Annotated in this window: 19 protein-coding genes; 5 read left to right on the forward strand and 14 right to left on the reverse strand. The window is 44.7% G+C overall.

Translation table 11 applies throughout. From position 1 onward, the window contains the following. Positions 1 to 101: 101 nt before the first annotated feature. From VRU48_RS00345 to VRU48_RS00355, 3 genes are all read left to right on the forward strand, one after another. Positions 102 to 1,127, forward strand: coding sequence for an RluA family pseudouridine synthase (locus VRU48_RS00345; protein ID WP_330105945.1), 1,026 nt, complete (start codon positions 102 to 104; stop codon positions 1,125 to 1,127). Positions 1,128 to 1,130: 3 nt separating this feature from the next. Next, entirely contained in the window at positions 1,131 to 1,976 is an 846-nt protein-coding gene (locus VRU48_RS00350; RefSeq protein WP_330105946.1) for an aminotransferase class IV, read from the forward strand. Between the two features lie 237 nt (positions 1,977 to 2,213). Next, entirely contained in the window at positions 2,214 to 2,969 is a 756-nt protein-coding gene (locus VRU48_RS00355) for a hypothetical protein (protein WP_330105947.1), read from the forward strand. Between the two features lie 45 nt (positions 2,970 to 3,014). Here VRU48_RS00355 and fmt read toward each other — a convergent pair whose 3' ends face one another. The 3 genes from fmt to VRU48_RS00370 form a co-directional block, all read right to left on the reverse strand. Then, entirely contained in the window at positions 3,015 to 3,923 is a 909-nt protein-coding gene (fmt, locus tag VRU48_RS00360) for a methionyl-tRNA formyltransferase (RefSeq protein ID WP_330105948.1), read from the reverse strand. 148 nt (positions 3,924 to 4,071) lie between these two features. After that, positions 4,072 to 4,992 carry a ketopantoate reductase family protein gene (locus VRU48_RS00365; protein WP_330105949.1) on the reverse strand — a complete coding sequence of 307 codons (921 nt, stop codon included), beginning with the start codon at positions 4,990 to 4,992 and terminating at the stop codon, positions 4,072 to 4,074. A gap of 107 nt (positions 4,993 to 5,099) precedes the next feature. Then, positions 5,100 to 6,323 (reverse strand): exo-beta-N-acetylmuramidase NamZ family protein, encoded by a 1,224-nt coding sequence (locus tag VRU48_RS00370; RefSeq protein WP_330105950.1) that lies wholly within the window; start codon positions 6,321 to 6,323, stop codon positions 5,100 to 5,102. A gap of 79 nt (positions 6,324 to 6,402) precedes the next feature. Here VRU48_RS00370 and VRU48_RS00375 point away from each other — a divergent pair, with 79 nt between their 5' ends. After that, positions 6,403 to 7,617 carry an ABC transporter permease gene (locus VRU48_RS00375; RefSeq protein WP_330105951.1) on the forward strand — a complete coding sequence of 405 codons (1,215 nt, stop codon included), beginning with the start codon at positions 6,403 to 6,405 and terminating at the stop codon, positions 7,615 to 7,617. Between the two features lie 604 nt (positions 7,618 to 8,221). Here VRU48_RS00375 and VRU48_RS00380 read toward each other — a convergent pair. Beyond that, the gene (locus VRU48_RS00380; protein WP_330105952.1) at positions 8,222 to 8,719 is read right to left on the reverse strand and encodes a YdeI/OmpD-associated family protein; all 498 of its coding nucleotides are present in this window, start codon (positions 8,717 to 8,719) and stop codon (positions 8,222 to 8,224) included. Positions 8,720 to 8,909: 190 nt separating this feature from the next. Between VRU48_RS00380 and VRU48_RS00385 the strand changes: the two genes are divergently transcribed. Beyond that, on the forward strand, positions 8,910 to 10,256 hold the full coding sequence (locus VRU48_RS00385) for an alkaline phosphatase family protein (RefSeq protein WP_330105953.1): 1,347 nt from the start codon (positions 8,910 to 8,912) through the stop codon (positions 10,254 to 10,256). Here VRU48_RS00385 and truA read toward each other — a convergent pair. The 10 genes from truA to VRU48_RS00435 form a co-directional block, all read right to left on the reverse strand. Continuing rightward, a complete protein-coding gene (truA, locus tag VRU48_RS00390) occupies positions 10,246 to 11,049 on the reverse strand; it encodes a tRNA pseudouridine(38-40) synthase TruA (protein ID WP_330105954.1) in 804 nt (267 codons plus the stop codon). The genes VRU48_RS00385 and truA overlap by 11 nt on opposite strands. 102 nt (positions 11,050 to 11,151) lie before the next feature. Beyond that, positions 11,152 to 11,625 carry a DinB family protein gene (locus VRU48_RS00395; protein WP_330105955.1) on the reverse strand — a complete coding sequence of 158 codons (474 nt, stop codon included), beginning with the start codon at positions 11,623 to 11,625 and terminating at the stop codon, positions 11,152 to 11,154. A gap of 6 nt (positions 11,626 to 11,631) precedes the next feature. Next, entirely contained in the window at positions 11,632 to 12,123 is a 492-nt protein-coding gene (locus tag VRU48_RS00400) for an SRPBCC family protein (RefSeq protein ID WP_330105956.1), read from the reverse strand. Positions 12,124 to 12,126: 3 nt separating this feature from the next. After that, positions 12,127 to 12,990: a ThuA domain-containing protein gene (locus VRU48_RS00405; RefSeq protein ID WP_330105957.1), complete on the reverse strand. Its 864-nt coding sequence runs from the start codon at positions 12,988 to 12,990 to the stop codon at positions 12,127 to 12,129. A gap of 115 nt (positions 12,991 to 13,105) precedes the next feature. Then, a complete protein-coding gene (locus VRU48_RS00410; RefSeq protein WP_330105958.1) occupies positions 13,106 to 15,514 on the reverse strand; it encodes an alpha/beta hydrolase family protein in 2,409 nt (802 codons plus the stop codon). A 455-nt stretch (positions 15,515 to 15,969) separates the two neighbouring features. Beyond that, a complete protein-coding gene (locus VRU48_RS00415) occupies positions 15,970 to 16,422 on the reverse strand; it encodes a hypothetical protein (protein ID WP_330105959.1) in 453 nt (150 codons plus the stop codon). 11 nt (positions 16,423 to 16,433) lie between these two features. Continuing rightward, positions 16,434 to 16,880 (reverse strand): hypothetical protein, encoded by a 447-nt coding sequence (locus VRU48_RS00420; RefSeq protein WP_330105960.1) that lies wholly within the window; start codon positions 16,878 to 16,880, stop codon positions 16,434 to 16,436. 9 nt (positions 16,881 to 16,889) lie between these two features. After that, entirely contained in the window at positions 16,890 to 18,218 is a 1,329-nt protein-coding gene (locus tag VRU48_RS00425) for a hypothetical protein (protein WP_330105961.1), read from the reverse strand. After that, positions 18,215 to 18,769, reverse strand: a complete 555-nt coding sequence (locus tag VRU48_RS00430) for an RNA polymerase sigma factor (RefSeq protein WP_330105962.1) — start codon at positions 18,767 to 18,769, stop codon at positions 18,215 to 18,217. The genes VRU48_RS00425 and VRU48_RS00430 overlap by 4 nt, the downstream gene beginning before the upstream one ends. Positions 18,770 to 18,772: 3 nt before the next feature. Continuing rightward, positions 18,773 to 19,180, reverse strand: coding sequence for a hypothetical protein (locus VRU48_RS00435; protein ID WP_330105963.1), 408 nt, complete (start codon positions 19,178 to 19,180; stop codon positions 18,773 to 18,775). Positions 19,181 to 19,280: the final 100 nt, after the last annotated feature.

The raw sequence follows: 19,280 nt of genomic DNA on the forward strand, positions 1-19,280 counted from the left end.
TGCGCCCGCCTATTAGTTCAGTTTTACAACGGTATGTCAACAAATAGCGAGCCAATTTGTTTTTTTCGGGATTATCAAATTGTTAATCCTATTTTTGCACCATGGAGAACCATCAAATTGAGCAGGAAGAAGAGCAGGATCTATTTGAGCATTTTAATATTGTTGTTGATAAAGGACAGTCGCTGTTGCGTATTGACAAGTTTTTAATGCACCGGATAGAGAATGCCTCGCGGAACCGTATTCAGAATGCCATTGATGCGGGCAATGTACTGGTGAACAAGAAAACAGTCAAATCGAGCTATAAAGTAAAGCCCTTCGACGAGATTTCCATCGTATTTGCCCATCCGCCACGCGATACCGAGGTTTATCCAGAAAATATTCCGCTTAATATCGTTTATGAAGACGACGATTTGCTGGTGGTGAACAAACCTGCCGGCATGGTGGTACACCCTGGTTTTAACAACTATACTGGTACTTTGGTCAACGCCTTGGCCTATCATTTTGAGCAGCTGCCTACCTTGCCTGGCAACGACGGCAGACCCGGATTGGTGCATCGCATCGACAAAGATACTTCTGGCCTTTTGCTCATCAGCAAGAACGAAATCACCATGACCAAACTGGCCAAACAGTTTTTCGACCATAGCATTACCCGTAAATATGTGGCCCTGGCCTGGGGCGATATTGAAAAAGATGGCAGGATAGAAGGCTATATTGGCCGAAGCCTGAAGAACAGGATTGTAATGGACATGTATGATGATGAAGAAAAGGGAAAATGGTCGGTTACCAATTATACGGTGCTCGAGCGCTTGGGCTATGTAACGCTGATCAGTTGCCAGCTGGAAACAGGTCGTACGCACCAAATTAGGGCGCACATGCAACATATCGGCCATCCGCTGTTTAGCGATGCCAATTATGGTGGCGACAAGATTTTAAAGGGAACCACGTTTAACAAATACAAACAGTTTGTGGCCAATTGCTTTGAAATCATGCCACGTCAGGCCCTGCATGCACAAACCTTGGGTTTTATCCACCCGAGTACCCAAAAATACCTAGAATTTGAAGCCCCTTTGCCGGCTGATTTTGAGGCTGTTTTAACCAAATGGCGTAACTATGCCCAACAAGCTTAACCCATGATGTCGTCCTACATTTTGCATAACGATGAATTTTTTGCGGCCGATGAAGCGATCATCAAGGCGAGCAACCGTGCATTTAAGTTCGGCGATGGCTTGTTCGAGTCGATGCGCATGTGCAATGGCAAGCTGCAATTTGCGGCTCTGCATGCCGATAGGCTACGGGCTGGAATGAAGGCTCTAAAAATGGAGGGCTACGCTTTGCTCGACGATTATTTCCTGAAACAAAAAACAGCCGAACTGCTCAAAAAGAACAGGCTTAATGGCAATGTGCGTTTCAGGTTGGCGGTTTACCGCGATGGTGAAGGCCTGTACACTCCGCAAAGCAACAAGATAGGCTATGTATTGGAAGCCATGCCTTTGGAAGGACCTTTTTATGAACTGAACAAAAAGGGACTGATTATCGATGTGTACGACGAAATTGCCAAGCCCATTAACAAATTGGCCAATTATAAAACCAGCAATGCCTTGCTCTATGTGATGGCGGCGCTTTTTCAGAAGCAACACCGCTTAGACGAAACCTTGATTTTAAACCAAAACGGGTTTTTATGCGAGAGCATGAGCTCGAATGTATTTGTGGTTTACCAAAAACAGATCTATACACCGGCGCTATCAGAAGGTTGCGTAGCGGGCGTAATGCGCAATGTGGTGCTGCAGTTAGCCAAAACCCATCAATTGCCCTTGATAGAGGCACAAATTAGTCCGGAAATTTTAAAGGAAGCCGAGGAAGTATTCGTAACCAATGCCAGCAGTGGCATACGTTGGGTAATGGGCTATGGCAAAAAACGCTATTTTAACGAAGTAGCCAAAATGCTGAACGAAAAGCTGAATGCCTTGATTGTTTAGTTGGTTCATTGGTTCATTGGTTCATCAGTTCATTCGTTCATTGATGCATTAGTTTATTGGTACGCTAGCGTGTTTCATTAAGAAAAGCTTAAGCTATTGACCCTTTAACCCTCCACCTTCCATCCTTTAACCTTTTTACCTTCTCGTCCATCCTATATTTTACAGGATTAAATTGCGGTTAGTCAAATATTCCTCGTAGAATTTTAGTATTATTGGTTATACACAAAATGAACCGATATGAAAAAATTACTCATCATCGTTATGGCCTGCTATGGCCTAAACGCTCGTTCGCAGGTGAACGAAAACAGAAACTACCTGTATCTCTATTCCGATTCTACCATTTATGCACAAAAAGTACGCTTACGGCCTAATTTTTTAGGCAATTGGGTATTGAGTGCCGATTCGAGAAGCGTACCGACAGCACAGGTCAAATTCTTCAACAATGAAAGGGGCTTCTTTGCCAACACCCGACAGCTCAACTTTTTTGGTGAAGCATCGTTTGCCGAAAGGATTATCGAAGGAAAAATCAACCTTTACCAGCAGGTTATTTATGAAGATGTGCTTTACGAGGGGGTCGATTATCGATTTAGTGGCTTTAGGCGGGAGCCGGTCAGCAAGCGTATGTTCTACAACAAGGGCTTTGCCGATTTGAAAAGGGTCAATTATGCCAACCTGAGCACCGATATGGCCGATAATCCGCAAAGTTTGGACCTGCTTAAAAGCTACAGGAAAAACATGAATACCGGCACGGCGATGTATGTAGCTGGGGGCGCTGCCATTCTTGCGGGTGTAATTACCTTGGTAGCTGGCGATCCCTTTAAGCAAAACGGCAGTACCAACAGGGGCATGCCGACCTATAAAGATCGCAGCTATACTCCTAGCTTTGTATTGCTAGGATTGGGTACGGGTTTAAGCGTGGGCGGTTTTCTGATCCAGCGGTCGGGTGCCAGAAACATGGAAAGGGCTATCGACAATTATAACTATAACCGATAGTTTTTTGGATAACAGGCAGTGTCATTTCGGCCTGTCTGTTATCATTTAAAGGCGTATGCCTCGTAAAAATTCTTCGATCGGCATGCGCTTTTTACCTTCATATTGGATGTCGGTTACCTTTAAAAAGCCGTCTTTGGTGGCAAATTTCAAGAAGGTTTTGCCATCGGTTAAAAAAGCACCAGCAGAAATTCCGGGTTCTTTTTCTTCCAAAACAGCGCCGAATATTTTTAGAGCCTTGTCGTTAAAAGTGGTAAAAGCGGTAGGGTAAGGGCTGAGGCCTCTAATGTGGTTGTAAACCGTTTGGCTAGGCTGGTTCCAATCGACCTTGCAAAATTCCTTGAAAATTTTGGGTGCCATTTTAAGCTCGTCGCTTTCTGGCTGCGGTATCTCGTTATAATCGTTGGCTTCGATGGCCTTTACAGTCCTCACCAATAAATTAGCACCCAAGTCCATCAGTTTATCGTGCAATGAACCTGCACTTTCGTCGTCGGTAATGGCTACGGCATCCGAAAAGATGATATCGCCGGTATCAATTTCGTGTTTCAAGAAAAAGGTGGTTGCGCCACTTTCCTTTTCGCCATTAATGATAACGTGGTTAATAGGAGCTGCGCCACGGTATTGGGGCAGTAAAGAGGCGTGCAGGTTAATGGTGCCTTTGGGTGGCATGTTCCAAACCACTTCGGGCAACATCCTGAAAGCCACCACCACTTGCAGATCGGCCTTAAAGGCCTTCAATTCTTCAATAAATTCTGGATCTTTTAGTTTCAGAGGCTGCAATACTGGAATCCCTTTTGCAACAGCATATTTTTTAACAGCACTTTCGCTTAGTTTTTGTCCACGACCGGCAGGTTTGTCGGCGGCAGTTACTACGGCAACAACGTCAAGTCCGGCCTGTAGCAAGGCATCTAAAGAAGCAACGGCAAATTCGGGCGTACCCATAAAAACTATTTTCATCAGAATGTTATTTATGCTCAGCAACCGAAAACCGGGGCTGTTCCATACAAAAATAACTAAAATTCGTTCAAATTTCTCTTGTTTCTATGGTTTCAACCGAAGAAGTACTCCTGCGTTTTTTGAAAAAGGCGAATAATGATTAAAAAAATTATTTGCTACTCAAGCCCGCAAAAGCCTTTTCGAAAGTAGGCAAATCAAGCCCTAATAACTGGCCTTGTTTAACCACGTAGCCCGTTAGCGATTCGAGTTCGGTTTGTTTGTTGGCCATAAAATCGCGGTGCATGGAAGAGGTAGCTGTATCGGGCAGAGATTCGTAGTGCGCCATCGACTTGTCCATAATAGCTGCATCAACGGCTATGCCTTTGGCCTTGGCTAGGGTAGTGACTTCGGTAATCAGCTGGGCCAAGGTTTCGCGGTTTGTTTGTAGCAATTGCCCAACGGGTTGGTCAAAATAGGACGTGGCCGTAGCCAGCGACGAAAGAAAAATGAATTTCTGCCATATGATTTTCGAAATCGTGGTGGTAAGCGTGGCTTCAATGCCGGCCTCTTGCAGCAAATGTTCAAGCTTGGTAAGCCGTTCGTCTGTAACCTGCTCTATGCCAAAAAAAAGTTTCTGCTGATGGCCAATGTTCTCTACCACGCCGGGTTCTTTGATCGCCGAAACGATATACACGCAACCCGAAGCCACAGTGGTTTGAGGCAACAAGGTCCTGATTTTTTCGGCGCCTTCAATGCCATTGAGTAGTGGCAATATTAGGGTTTGTGGGCCAATGCAAGGTTTTAACTGGGCAATGATTGTATCTAGGTCGTAGTTTTTTGTACAAATGAGCACATAGTCGGCCAAGCCGATTTCGTTGGCTTTGTCGGTAGCCAGGTAGGGTTGGGCAATGAACGATTCTTCGCCTTTGATGACCGTTAAGCCTCGTTCCCTGATTTGTTCGAGATGCTGACCACGGGCAATAAAAGATACCTGAATAGCGCTGTTGGCGTATTTTTTGGCCAATAGGCCTCCAAAATAACCACCAACCCCACCAATGCCTGCAATAACTATTTTGGTTTGATCGGTCACTTTAACAAGGGTTTAGCACGGTTAATAACTTACTTTTGGAGCGCTTTTTTGATAGGAAAAACAGGTTGCTGAAAGGTAATTGTTCCCTTGTCCGCAACTTGCCTGTTTTATGGATAGAGCAAGTATTTTTTACGCATCTGTTTGTACTTGCTTAATCCGGGTTCCCAGCTTGCGCGGATTTCTTGTTCAGATTTTCCGGCAATGAGTTGCTGTCTGAAGGTATCTACGCCAACCAAGCGCTCAATAGTGCCCATTTCTTTGCTCAGCTTGCTGTTAAAGAAATCTTCTTTCTTGGGCGAGGCTTTGTACAATTCGATCATCCAGCTTAGGTTTAACATTTTTGTCTTCCTAAAGTTTGAAGTATCGTAATTTCTCAGGTCAAGTCCGTAGCAAACCTGGTCTTGAAACAAAGGCGTTTCGGCCATGCCTTTGATACTGGTTGGGGTATAAGAGAACGAATAAATGCCTTTGTAGTAAGGGGCGCCTACTACGGTAAAGGGAAATTGTGTGCCACGGCCGTGGTTGAGGTAGGTGCCTTCAAACAAACAAGTGCTTGGGTATAACAAAATAGCTTGCGCCGTATTGAGGTTGGGCGATGGTTTTACCGGCAGCTCATAAGGCATATCGTGATTGTAATTGGCATTTTTAATGATGTACAGCTTGCATTTGAGCTTGTCTTTGAGCCAGCCTTCGCCATTTAGCATTTGGGCATATTCGGCAACCGTAAGGCCGTGTACAATAGGAATAGGCTGCATGCCAATGCCAGATTTGAAACGTGGATCCAAAATCGGACCGTCTACATAAAAACCGTTAGGGTTAGGCCGGTCCAAAATCATCAGCTCCTTGTTGTTTTGGGCACAGGCTTCCATCACATGTTGCAAGGTGTTGATGTAGGTATAAAAGCGTACGCCAACATCCTGAATGTCAAAAACCATGATGTCTATATCCGCCAGTTCTTCTTTGGTCGGCGTGCTGTGTTTGCCATATAGCGAAACCACTTTGATGCCTGTTTTGGTATCAACGCCATCGTCGACATGAACGCCAGCACTGGCATTGCCTCTAAAACCGTGTTCAGGGCCGAAGATTTTTACAATATTAACGCCACGTTTCAACAGGCTGTCTACCGAGGTCTGCTTGCCAATTATAGATGTTGGATTAACCACCATGCCAACGCGTTTGCCTTTTAAAAGGGGCACATATTTTTCGGTTTGTTCGGCTCCGGTTTTCAGTCCGGGTTTTTCGGCAGCTTTTTTTGCCTGGCGTTCTTGTGCGCAGGCACCTAAGGTTAAAACGGCAAATACGAAAGTAAAAACAGCAGCAAACTTCTTCATTAATCAGGTTTTTTAAAGATTTATGTGCGAGTTCAAAATTGAATCAGCACTTTTGCTAAGTTACAACTTATTACAAAACTTGAATATAGAATATTTCATTGCGAGGCGGATGGCCATCAAATCTGAGCGGACTTTTTCGAAGCTCATTGTGCGCATAGCGATTGCCGGCGTGATGCTTAGCCTCGCCGTAATGATTCTTTCGGTAGCCATTATCAAGGGGTTCAAAACCGAAATCCAGGACAAGGTTCGGGGCTTTATCGGCGATGTGCAGATTTACCGCTTCGATTTAAACGGCTCTTTCGAAAAATCGCCTTTTGTGCCCAACGATACCACGCTCAGGTACCTCAAAAACAATAATGCCTTGGCTTCCTTTTATCCCTTTGCCACCAAACCGGCCATCATCTCGGCCAATGGCGAGGTAGAGGGCATCAATTTTAAGGGGGTGGATGCCAGTTACGATTGGCGGTTTCTGAAAAAGCATTTGGTGAGTGGGAGCGTCCTCAACTTTGCCGATAGTGGCGCCAACCAGATCATGATATCGAACTATACGGCCAATCGCTTGAAGCTGAAAACTGGCGATAGTTTTCTGATGCATTTTGTACAGAATCCACCCAAAAAACGGAAGTTCAAAATTGTAGGCATTTTCAGTGTGGGTATCGAGAATATCGACAAGAACTTTGCCGTTGGCGACATCAATATCATCCGGAGCGTAAACAATTGGGCCCCCAACCAGATGGGTGGGATTGAAGTCAAGGTGAAGGACTTTTCGCAACTTAAAACCACCGCCGACGATGTTTATGCCAATTTGGAACTCAAGTTGCGTTCGCGCTCGGTAAAGGAAAGCACGCCCGAAATCTTCAACTGGCTTTCGTTGCTGGATGTAAATACCAAGGTACTGCTGGTTTTGATGATGATTGTGGGCGTAATCAATATGGTAACGGCTTTGCTGATTATGATTTTAGAACGTACTACTATGATTGGCTTGCTTAAATCGCTGGGCATGGCTAATGTGGGCATCATGAAGATTTTTCTGTACAATGCCATCTACCTGGTGGGCATAGGCTTGATACTGGGCAATATTTTGGGACTTGGACTGGCCTTTTTGCAACAGTATACGGAGGTGTTTAAACTCAACCAAACCAATTATTACCTTTCATACGTGCCTATAGAAGTACATTTTATTGATGTGCTGCTGCTCAATTTGGCCACCATCGTGGTGTGTTTCTTGGTATTGCTGGTTCCATCGTTGCTGGTAAGTAGAATCAGTCCGTTAAAGGCCATTAGGTTTAAATAGGCTTGTTGGTATTCTTCACCAACGGTTTTAGCTAAATACTTGATGAAATAGCTTGTTGGTGAGGAACACCAACAAGGGCAAGCCGAGGAAATGAGGTTTAAATAGGTAAGCCTCCGTTGGTGTTCTTCACCAACGTTCTAGCTAAGTACTTAATGGTAGGCTTGTTGGTGGGGAACACCAACAATTGCAATAATAATTTCAATATGAGGCTTAAATAAATATGCCTCCGTTGGTGTTCTTCACCAACGTTCTAGCTAAACACCTAATGGTAGGTTTGTTGGTGGGGAACACCAACAATTGCAATAATAATTTCAATATGAGGCTTAAATAAACATGCTCCCGTTGGTGTTCTTCACCAACGATCTTGCTAAATACGTAATGGTAGGCTTGTTGGCGAGGAATACCAACAAGGGCAAGTTGAGGAAATGAAGTTTAAATAAGCAAGCTTCCATTGTTGTTTTCACCAACGGTTTAGTTAAATGCTTGATGAAATAGCTTGTTGATGAGGAACACCAACAAAGGTAAACCAAGGAAATAAGGTTTAAATGAGTAAGCTTTCGTTGGTGTTCTTCACCAACGATCTTGCAAGGTTGTTAAGGCAATACTAACCCTTTTTATCTATTTTCAGGTTCTTGGCCAGGCGATCTATAGCCTGTACCATTCTTTCCACTTTGGCTTCTTCGTTTTTGGCACCGTCAATCCAGCTGATAAAAGCCTGTTGTTCCTCCTTGTTGCACTTTTGGTAGGTTTTAAGGGCAAGCGGTTCATCTTCAAGACATAGAAGAAATTCTTCTTCGGTGCTGAGTGCGCTTTCTGCCAGTGCAACAGTGTCGCTGTACAAAACCAGGTCTACCCACGCACCCGCTTCTTTGCCAATGCGTTTCCTGATTTCGGCCTTCACCGGTAAAAACAGGCTGCCGTTTTTCATGGGCATCAGGTTTACATTGTCGAGCTGGTAGCTGTCTATCCAGCCGCTGATTTTAACCATGCCAAAATAGCCTCTTTTTTCTTTCGGTATTTCCGAAATTACGATAAACGTCCAGCCACCTTTGCCCGGCATTTTGTTTAAAAGGTATTTCTGGTTGATGATTTCGTGTGGCATTTTGAAAGGGGTTGGCCAAAGGCTGAACGAAGTTCCGAAAAAATGCCACGAGATGGAAATGTTTTTTTGGAGTGAAGCACAGGGTACCAATTAACCTATTAGTGGGCTCCATTAACGTTTTCTTAACCTTTGGCTTACCCTTAACCTAATATGGGGCTCCTAGCTTTGGGCAATTTTATTTCCCATTGTGATGAAGAATATTCTATTTTCCCTATTGTTGTGTTGTGGTTTGTCGGCGATGCTTAAAGCGCAAGAAAACCACGTGATTGTAATCAGCGTTGATGGCCTGAGGCCAGAATTTTATATGGATCCGAACTGGGCCATGGTCAATTTGCGCCAGGCCATGCAAACGGGTTCTTATGCCCAAGGCGTTCGTGGTGTTTTTCCAACAGTTACCTATCCTTCGCATACCACCATTTTAACGGGCGTAAAACCATCAAAACATGGTATTTACTACAACACGCCCGTAGAACCATTGGGCATTAGTGGCAAATGGTACTGGGACTACTCGAGCATTAAAGTGCCCACCATTTGGAGTGCGGCCAAACAGGCTGGTTTAACCACGGCTTGCGTAGGCTGGCCGGTAACGCTAGGTGCGCCTATTACCTATAACCTGCCCGAATATTGGTATCTGCCCAAAAACAAAGGCGAGCAAAACGACGAAATCAAGGCCTTGGCCGATGTAGCCAATCCCAAAGGTTTGTTTGAAGAAGTACAGGAACTTGCCACGGGCAAACTGGGCCAAGGCGGAGCCGATTTGGACTATTATTCGAGCGACGAAAACAAATCGCGCATGGCTTCTTACCTGATCCAAAAATACAAGCCTTCGTTTTTGGCCATTCACATTGCACAGGTTGATCATTTTGAGCACGAAGAAGGCAGAGAGGGGCCAAAGGTAAGATCGGCGGTAGCTGGTGCCGACAGGGCTATCAAAACCATTATCGATGCAGTAGAAAAAGCCGGCATTAAAAAGAACACCACCATTATTGTAACTGGCGACCATGGCTTTGTAGACGTGCATACCCAAGTAACGCCTAATGTGCTGCTGGCCAAGGCCGGTTTGTACGATCCTGCCAAAAAAGACAGCTGGAAAGCCTATTTCCATGCCAGTGGCGGCTCGGCATTTTTGCATTTGAAAGATCCAAAAGACAAGGCTACGCTGGATAAAGTCAAATCGATTTTGAACGGCTTAACAACTGGTCAAAAACGTTTGTTTAAAGTGGTAGATAGGACCGCGCTCGACGAGGTAGGTGCCGATCCGAATGCCGCATTGGCCTTAACTGCCGAACAAGGCGTTTCTTTTGGCCCATCGGCCGAAGGCGAGCTGGTTAAACCTGGAAAAGGAGGTACGCATGGCTACTTCCCCGATTTTAAGGAAATACAAACCGGATTTGTCGTTTTTGGCAAAGGCATTAAACCAGGCGTAGTGATCCCACAAATGGGCGAAGAAGACATTGCACCCATCATTGCCAAACTTTTGGCCTTCGATTTCCCATCGGCTGATGGTGTTTTGTACCAAGGTTTGTTTACGAAGTAATTTCTACCCAATCCTTGCTTTGCAGGCCTGCAAACTCCGATCGCAGGGGCAGGTCGAGGTAGGGATAGGTTACTTTAGAAAGGTATAATCCGGTAGGGTGGGCAGGCTCTAGCAAGGCCGGTGGCGTTTTGTTGATCAGGTAGCTTTCAAATTCGGCTACGCTCAATTCGTTCCGGCCAATTTTAAGCAACTTGCCCATAATAATCCTGATCATCTTGCTCAAAAATCGGTTTGACGAAATATGGAAACGGACATGTTCGCCATTGGCCGAGCTGAATAGTTTGGCATCGCGTACGTAGCAGAGCGTATGTTCGTTTTTGTCGGGCGAAGTGCAAAGCGCCCTGTAATCTTTGTACTGCGGCAAAAGATTTGTCGCTTTTTTCATTTCGGACAAATTCAGGTCTTTATGTCGGTAAAAAGTACTTTGCTGACTTAAAAACGGGTCTTTGTAGGTATGCAGGTAGTAGTCGTACTGGCGTTGCACGGCATCGAAGCGGGCATGGCGCTTTTCTTCAACCTTAATGATGTCGAAAACGGCAATGTTGTGTGGCAATATGGTATTGAGCCTGAATTGGAGGTCGTAATCCCATTCATAAGGCAGGTCTACATGGAAAAAAAACTGACTGGCGTGTACTTGCGAATCGGTTCGGCCACAACCCACAACGGTGAGGGGTGTTTTAAAGATCTGGCTGAGCTTGAGCTCGATGACTTCTTGTATGCTGTTCGCTTTGGGATGTTTTTGCCAGCCATTGTAGTAATGGCCATTGTAGCCGATGTGGAAGAAATATCTCATGCCCCGCAAAGATACACTGATTTTTGACGAGTAATAGCCACAGCCTAATAGATTTTGGTATTATAAATCTGTTAAGCTGTGGCAAAAAATATCCTATTGGCTTTATGCTTCTAGTTTTACTAATTTCTTTAAAGCCAAACTGGAACCATAATGCAAGCCATCGTGCGATACGATAAACGTGACTGCATCTTTAACGCTTTGAAGGCTTAGGCCCGGATAGGTAGAAATGGTGTAAGGCGAATAATTGTCGAATTTGTTGGTTTTAAGGTCGGCTTCCAACTGGTCGATGGTACTGAGCAGGTAAGTCTTCATCTGGCTTATTTCTTCATCGCTGAAAGGCCTTTCAGGCTTAGAGCCATTTTTGTAAAGGTCGATCAGGTGTTCTTCGATAACGAAAGGATTGCCTGATAAGCGGTAGCATAAAATTTGCTGACTTACCACCAAATGGCCAACCTGCCAGGCCAGGTTGTTGTTAAAGCCTTTAGGGATGTGGTTCAACTCTGCTGTTGTAAGATCAGCGATAGTGCTCAGTAATTTGTTGCGCGAGGCGCGGATAACTGCTATGATTTTTTCCATTGTTTTTTAATTGTTAAGCATGGGTTTAAAGCGATTGTCTTTGTTTCTCAGGTCCAAGCCGCCTTCGTATACCGATTTGAGGTTGACCAAATAAAACGACCAGCCTCCGTGGCAGCCTAAACGGATATATTTTTTGCTGTTATCGTCGGTAGGGATATTCTTTTGGGTGAGGGTAACTACAGTATATTCGTTTTCTTCGGTTAATGTAATGTTGACGAGGCAGCTTCCGGCAAAGGTAAATTCAAAAAAAGTCTTGCCGTCGGCTTGTGTTACTTCGCCTTTCTCCATATCCTCGTAAAGAAACCAGCGCCAAACGTAGCGATTGCCAACTGTAGCCAATTGCGTGGCATCGATAGGCTGATTGTCGGCGGCCAAATAATCGGCTTCGCTTAAAAACCATTTTTCTATTTCTTTAGTAGCCCAGGCCTTGTAAATGGCTTGCCTATCGGCCTTAATGGCTATTCGGAGCGTAAAAGAGGTCCAGTCGAAATTTTCCATTGTTTATTTTTTAGTTTTTGTTTTTTTGCCGTTTCCCAGCCACAGTAGCCCATCGATAATCATTTGGTTTTGAATATCATTGTCGAAGGTGTAGGATAAGGTTTTAACATCTTTGCCGTATTTGTGTTCATAGTCCATATCGTTGTGGCCCATGTTTACGTAAATCATCTTGTAGTTTTTATTGCTCCATACCACCGGATAATAGCCGTTGTGCCAAATTTCATGTGCTTTAGGGCCCGTGCCCAAAGGGAAACTGGTCGAATCGATGCTGAGCAAAATATCGATATCGGGGTTTTTGCGCAGGTCTTTTTCCCATCTGTACCACTCGTTGGGTTGCGATGTAAAGGTTTCGGGTAGCTTTTGGGTTGCCGGATGTTTGCGATTAACCCTCAAAACGGCCGAAGTTGGTCGCCAAGTGTTGCTGCCGTATTGACCAGAACCTAAAAATTCGTTGTGGTACCAGTTCCAATTTTGTTCGTAGGCAGAAGGAGTGAGGGCAAAGGCCGAAAAGTGGAAGCCCATCCATGCGCCTCCGTTTTTCATATAGTTTTCGAAAGCAAGGCGTTGTTCGGGTTTTTCTGGCCGGGTGTCTAAAAAGAGCACGACTTGGTATTTGGCTAGAAATGTCGCATTTAAATTGTTCCAGTTGGCGGTAGAGTCGTAAGTGAAGCCATATTTTTCGGCCATTTTAGGAAACCACTGGTTGGCTTCGTGTACATAGCTTACATGGGCCATGTCGTTTTTGCCGGTGTAAAAGGCAATCACATTGAATTTCGATTTTTTTTGCGCATAGATACTGTTTACGGAAAGGATACAGCAAATAATCAGGGCAAGGGCTAACAGTTTGTTTCTGGAGGATCGTAGCATACGTGAATTGGGTTAAGTTGATAAAATAAAGATACTGTTTTGGCGCATCAAGAACGAGAACAAATAAAAAAGCTTGCCACCTTAACGATGGCAAGCTTATGATGCGGTTTTTTTGCTATTTGGCGTTTTTAACGTAAGTGTTAAGCCAAGTGTTCATTTCCCAAAGCATGTGCAGGATGTTTTCCTTGCCACGGTAGCCATGTGCTTCGTAAGGCAGGAACACGAAACGCGTAGTGCCGCCAAAGCCTTTAATGGCATTGAATAAACGCTCGCTGTTGATCGGGAAAGTACCTTGGTTGTCGTCCATTTCGCCGTGGATCAATAAAATTGGTGTTTTGATTTTATCGGCATAGCTAAATGGGCTCATTTCATAGTACAACTGAGGCGCTTCCCAATAGGTACGGTCTTCGTTTTGGAAACCGAAAGGCGTAAGCGTTCTGTTGTAGGCACCGCTGCGTGCAATACCCGCTTTAAACAAATTGGTATGTGCCAACAAATTGGCCGTCATGAAGGCGCCATAGCTGTGGCCGCCTACTGCCATGCGGTTTCTGTCGCCCACGCCCATTTCGCTTAATTTGTTGATGGCCGCTTCGGCGTTCAGTTTCAGCTGCTCTACAAAGGTATCGTTAGGTTTTTTGCCGTCTTTGGCCACAATCGGCATTTCGGCATTGTCTAAAATGGCGTAGCCTTGGGTTACAAAAAATAATGGTCCACCAGAGCTGATGGTGGTAAACCTGTCTTGAGAACCACGTACCTGGGCCGCGTCGGTAGCCGAGTTGAACTCGCGTGGGTAAGCCCAGATCAGTACAGGCAATGGTCCGTCTTTGTCTTTGTTATAGCCTTTTGGCAAATACAAATCGCCGGTCAAATCAATGCCATCGGCACGTTTATACGAAATTTTTTGTTTCATAACCCCATCCAACTGCGTATAAGGATTGGTGAAATTGGTAATCTGTCTGTCGGCAACGCGCAAAATCAGGTTTTTGATGAAATAGTTTGGTACCTCTTTTTGACTTTCCCTGCGGGTAAGCAATACCAGTTTTTGAGGATCTAAAACATCGGTTACCATTTCGAAAGATCCCGGTTGGCAGCGCCATAGGATTTCCGATTTTTTGGTGGCCAAGTCAAATTTGGCCAAGAAAGGCAAATCTCCCTTTGCCGAAGCGCCCGTAGTGTTGTTGAGCAACAATTTGGTGCCATTGTCGGTGGTCAGAATTACCTGGCGACCGTATTTGTTCTTTTCGGTAACTGGCATGCCCGGATTGTTGTAGGCATCGGTGGTATTCAGTTCGTACAAGGTTTCTAAAGCTCCGGTACTCGGATTAAAACGGCTTAATTTCGACACCTGTTTGATCCTCGAATTTTCCCTTACCAAAGCCAAAGAAGCATTGCCCCAGCTGATGCCACCATAACGCATCTTGGTTTTTAAAAGCTCTTTTGGCGTAGCGTTAAAAGGTGCCGAAAGCGATAAAACCTGATCGTGGTATTCTACATTCTTTTTAATCAAGCCACTGTCTAACGGAACGGCCCATACAATGGTAGCAGGTTCGTCATCGCGCCAATCGAAACCTCTTGGCACATTCTGAACGTTATCGTTGCCCGATGGACGCACTTCGGTTGAAGGCAAATCGGCCAGTTGCTTAACCACTTTTCCAGTCCTGTCGGTAATGTTTACTACCGAAGGGAAGCCTCCCGCCGAAACCAGGTAAGAAAAAGGTTTTTTAATGGTTCTAACCATCATGTAGTTTTTGTCGGGCGAGAGCGAAATACCGCTGTAAATGGCTGGCTTGCCAATTGGGGTTTCTACGCCACCTTTGTTTTGCACCAGCTGTGAAGTGGCAAAAAACTCGAATAATTGCTCATCAAACGGCGATTTGATCAAATCCTGCAATGTAGCACTTGGCGCAGCCTTGCCCAGGTTTTCCTGAATGGTTGGCCCTTTTGGCGTAAGCGTACGTTTTGGTGCTAAGCTGGCGGCTTTGGTGGCTACGCGGTAAAGCAGCGTATTGTCGTCAACCCAGGTAGCGCCACCACCCATAATGGCATTGATGGGCTGTTTGTTGATTTTGGTTGCCTTGGCCGTGGCTACGTCGATTACGTAGAGATCAACCCGGTTTTGGGTAGTCTGCGTAAAGGCAATTTTGGTTTCGCTTGGGCTCCAGCTTACGTTGCCTGCATACAGAGGCGTAGGCAAGCCGAGAACCGTGGCCGTTTTACCTGTTTTAATGTTTTTAAGGGTGAAATTGTTGATAAACGTTTGCCTGCTGGCCGAGTAGTTGTTCGGATTGATACGCATGCCGGCAATGCGATATTCGGGCATGGCCAGCTCCTCCACAGAAGGGTAAGAGTTACGTTCGCTGAACAGCATCCATTCGGCCTTGCTGTCTATGCTTACGCCTGGCGTTGGCTTGGCCAGCAACAGATCGGCAATTGCTTTTGGAGGCATTTGGTAGCTCACGGCATCCTGCGCATAAGCACTTCCGCCAAGGGCAATCAAGAATAAATTGAGTAGTAGTTTTTTCATCAGCTTTAAGTTGTTTTTAATGTTGATGAAGCAATCATGCGAAATTGTGCACGATGTTTCATTTGAATAAGGATAAGTTTTCGGTTAGAACCCGCCAAAACAGGCTCTTAAACTTACACATTGTTTAAATGATTATCAATTTGTATCAAAAATTTGATGAAATCGGCCTAAGGTTAAATCCGTTGCTTATATAAAGCACCAAATAATTTTGATGGCCTGTAACTAAAAAAGGCTGGCCTGTTCAAACCATTGAAGAACAGGCCAGCCTCTTGGGAAGGAATCGTTAGCGACTCGACTTCGGTTTGTAATGAATAAGCTCTAGCATTCTGGCGAGCTCTTTTTTCATGTCATCTGACAGTATCATGATTATTTGTGCAAGGCTTTAGTGCCTATACTCCTATAAATAGTGCTGTACAAATAAAAATGACTGTTTTTTAAAAACTTTTTTTGATTTCCTAAATCTTGGTTAACGAAAGTCGGGCACTTGATGGTATTTGTGGCATGTTTAGCTGCGGAAAGGGACTAATGTCTTTGAGTTGGATGATGTAATTGGTGCCATTTAAAGTAATTGGTGCCAAATCTTTCTGTCCGTTGGGTACAGCACCGCCGATGTAGAGATTTAGGTTTTTTTCGGAGCCTATGCTCAGGTCTTTGATTTTGAGTGTTACCATTCCGTAGCCTGCTGAAACGCAATCGGCATTGATCGGGCATCGGCTGTCTTGTACGGTGGTTAAAGCAACCGTTACTATAACGTTTTCTCCTTGTTTAAACTCGTAGGTTTGGGCTTGGCTTACCATAAACTGGGTAGAGAGATCGGCAGTTTTGTCTTTTTTGCAGGCGATGGCCATAATCAGCAAGAAAAGTGCAAATAAGCTTCCTGGAAGCGGGTTTTGTTTCAATATTTTCATCGGGTTCGGATTTAGAGTTTGCTTAGCCTGAGCTGAACGGTTTTTTCGGTGGTATTAATACCTGGATATGGAGTAATGTCGCTGAGCTGGATGATGTAATTGCTGCCGTTGATGTTGATCTTGGCCATATCCTTTTGCTCTTTGGGCAGGTTGTAGCCAGTGTATAAGGTCAGCTTTTTTTCTTTTGCAATGCCCCTGTCCTTAACCGTTAGGGCTACTTTGCCCCATCCTGCAACCGCACAAAAGGCATTGGGTGGACAGCGCGTATCTTCGATGGCGGTTACGGCAAGCTGAACGGCCGTTTGACCGTTGGGCTGCAGTTCAAGGGCCTTGTTGTTGGCAATGGTATAATTGCCCGAAAGATCGGCAGCCTTGTCTTTTTTGCAGGCCAGCAAAGCAATGGCCATGGCAAAGGCCAGCAAGCCGCTTGCAAAGATTTTTTTCTGTGGGGTTTCCATAGTTGGGGTTTATTTTTTCTTACCGGTAAAATTGAACCGGAGGTTAAGGCCTGCCGTATTGATTTTGAGGTTTTTTTCGCCCATGCTGCCAATGGTTGGCTTAAAATAAGGCTCGAAAATAATGGTATTCCTGCCGATGCTTTGGCTAAGTCCTATTGCAATAATCGCGCTATTGGCAAAATCGAAGCCCTTAAATTTGCTCTCCTCGGTTTGTTTTTCAATGGGAACGCTTTTAACAAAAGCAGCCGAATTTTGAACGGTATAGTCATAAGTATAACGTTGTAATAAATAGGAGTTGGAATTGATACCAGTTGCCAGGTAAAAATTCTTCTTTTTGCCCGGATAGAACTTAACCGTAATCGGAATGTCTATGCTCAGCAATTGGGCATTGACCTTGATGTCGCTGATGCGGCTTTCGCTGCTCATCACATTGTAGGCCATGGCCTGGCTTGAAACGTCGCTGGCCAAGCTCCGCGGAACGGAATTGCTATTGTCGTAAGAAAGCCTGTTCTGGCTGAGGCCGGCACCCACGCTTACCGATATGTTCGGGCTCACCTTGATGTTGGCATTTACCCCGAAACCTGCATTAATTTTGGCCGCATTATTGGCGTAATAGTTTACAAAAGTGCCGGTATACACATCGAAAGAATTGCTAAGTTCCTGCTGTTTTTCTTCTTTTTTGTGGTTGCTGCTGGCCATCAAAACCTTGCTCTGCTCTTGCAAAAACTCTTCGGTGGTTTTTTTCGGAGGCGTATTGTCTTTGGGCTGCTTGGCCGGCTGGTCGGTTACCGCGGCAATAACAGATTGGTTTGCTACAGGATTTTGGGCTGGCTGATTGGCAATAACCTGTTGCGGAGATGTTACATTTTTCGAAATGCTATCTTTTTGCGCCAGTGCCGCATTGACTGGCACAATGCTTGGATTTTCTTTGGGGTTTTTCGCCATTTGATGAGCAAACCTTAAATCCTGATTTGGCGAGGTTCTTTTTTGCTGACCTGGCTTTGGCTTGGCTACAGTTGAAGCGCCTTCGGTTTGTACAGGCGAATTTGGGCTTAAGGTATTGTCGGTTTTGTAATCAGGTTTTTCTGTTTTTGGTGTTTGTACCAGTGGATCGTTGTGTTCTGTTTTTGGGGTGTTTTTTTGCGTAAACAAGAAGAGGCCAGCCACTACCAAAATAGAGGCCGCAATGCCCGAAAGCCACCAGATAGGCAGTTTTTTGCTTGGGGCTTCAGGATATTTTTTGCGCAGTTCGGCCCAGCCGTTTTCACTTAGGCCATCATCCACATCTTCAAACAGGGCTTTAATATGCCTTGTTAGTTCTTCATCTTGCTGCTTCATCGTGTATAAATTGAATAATTGCTCAATAAACTCTTCAGGGCCTGTTTGGCCCTGGTCAGGTAAGTTCTCGACGAGCTTTCGGGGATATTCAGCATCTCCCCAATTTCTTTGTGGCTGTAGCCGTCTATTTCGTATAAGTTAAAAACCAAATGTTGCGTTTCGTTCAGGTTCTTCATCAGGTGCAGGATGTCTTTGGCCGAAAGCTGGTCGATTGCCGAATGATAGGTGGTCTGTACTTCGGTATCTACCATCTCTATCGCCTGATTGAAGCGCATGTTTCTTCTTTTGTGGTCTAGTGAAGTATTGACCAATATTTTCCTGAACCAGGCCTTGAAATCGGCGTCTTCCCTGAAAGTATGCAGCGATTTAAAAACCTTGATAAAAGAATCGTTCACCACCTCTAAAGCATCCTCCTTATTGATCAGGTACCTCGAAGCTACCCCCAAAGCGTAGCCATAGAACTGTTTGTACAGCAATTCCTGAAACTGCAGATTTCCATCTTTGCAGTTCCTCAATAAGTCGTTAAGAGGAGTTGCCTGTGGCTGGGCCATTTATTATCTGATGCGCTTTAAACGATATTGGTAAAGTTTGTTTCCATTTTCTGCCGTATAAGGCAAAGAACGGGTCAAAATTAAGCTATCTCCCTGGGCTTTGTATGTAAATAAACCGCTTAAAATCAAATTCCAGTCAAAATCGGCTGTCCATATATTTTCGTCATTGAAATTTACCATGGCATCGGTCGAATTCATGAATACAAAGGTACCACTGCCACCTTTAGCACCTTTTAGCGTTTTGTATTTTCCGTTGCCAAATAGAATCTTAGATTCATAATTCGTCTTTTTTCCGTCAATCCTAACGATGAAAGAGCCTTCATAGGTGCCATTAAACACTTCCGTACCTTTTTCTTTTTTACAGGCTGAAAAAGTGAAGACCAGGATAAGTAGGTAGATTAGTTTTCTCATATATGGTTGGTTTTATTAGCTATACGCACATGGAGCCCTAAACGCTACAGGCTTTTCTAAAAAAGAACAGATAGATGGACCGTATTTGGCCAGCCTACCC

This window comes from Pedobacter albus (genome assembly GCF_036324255.1).
Lineage (GTDB): Bacteria > Bacteroidota > Bacteroidia > Sphingobacteriales > Sphingobacteriaceae > Pedobacter > Pedobacter albus.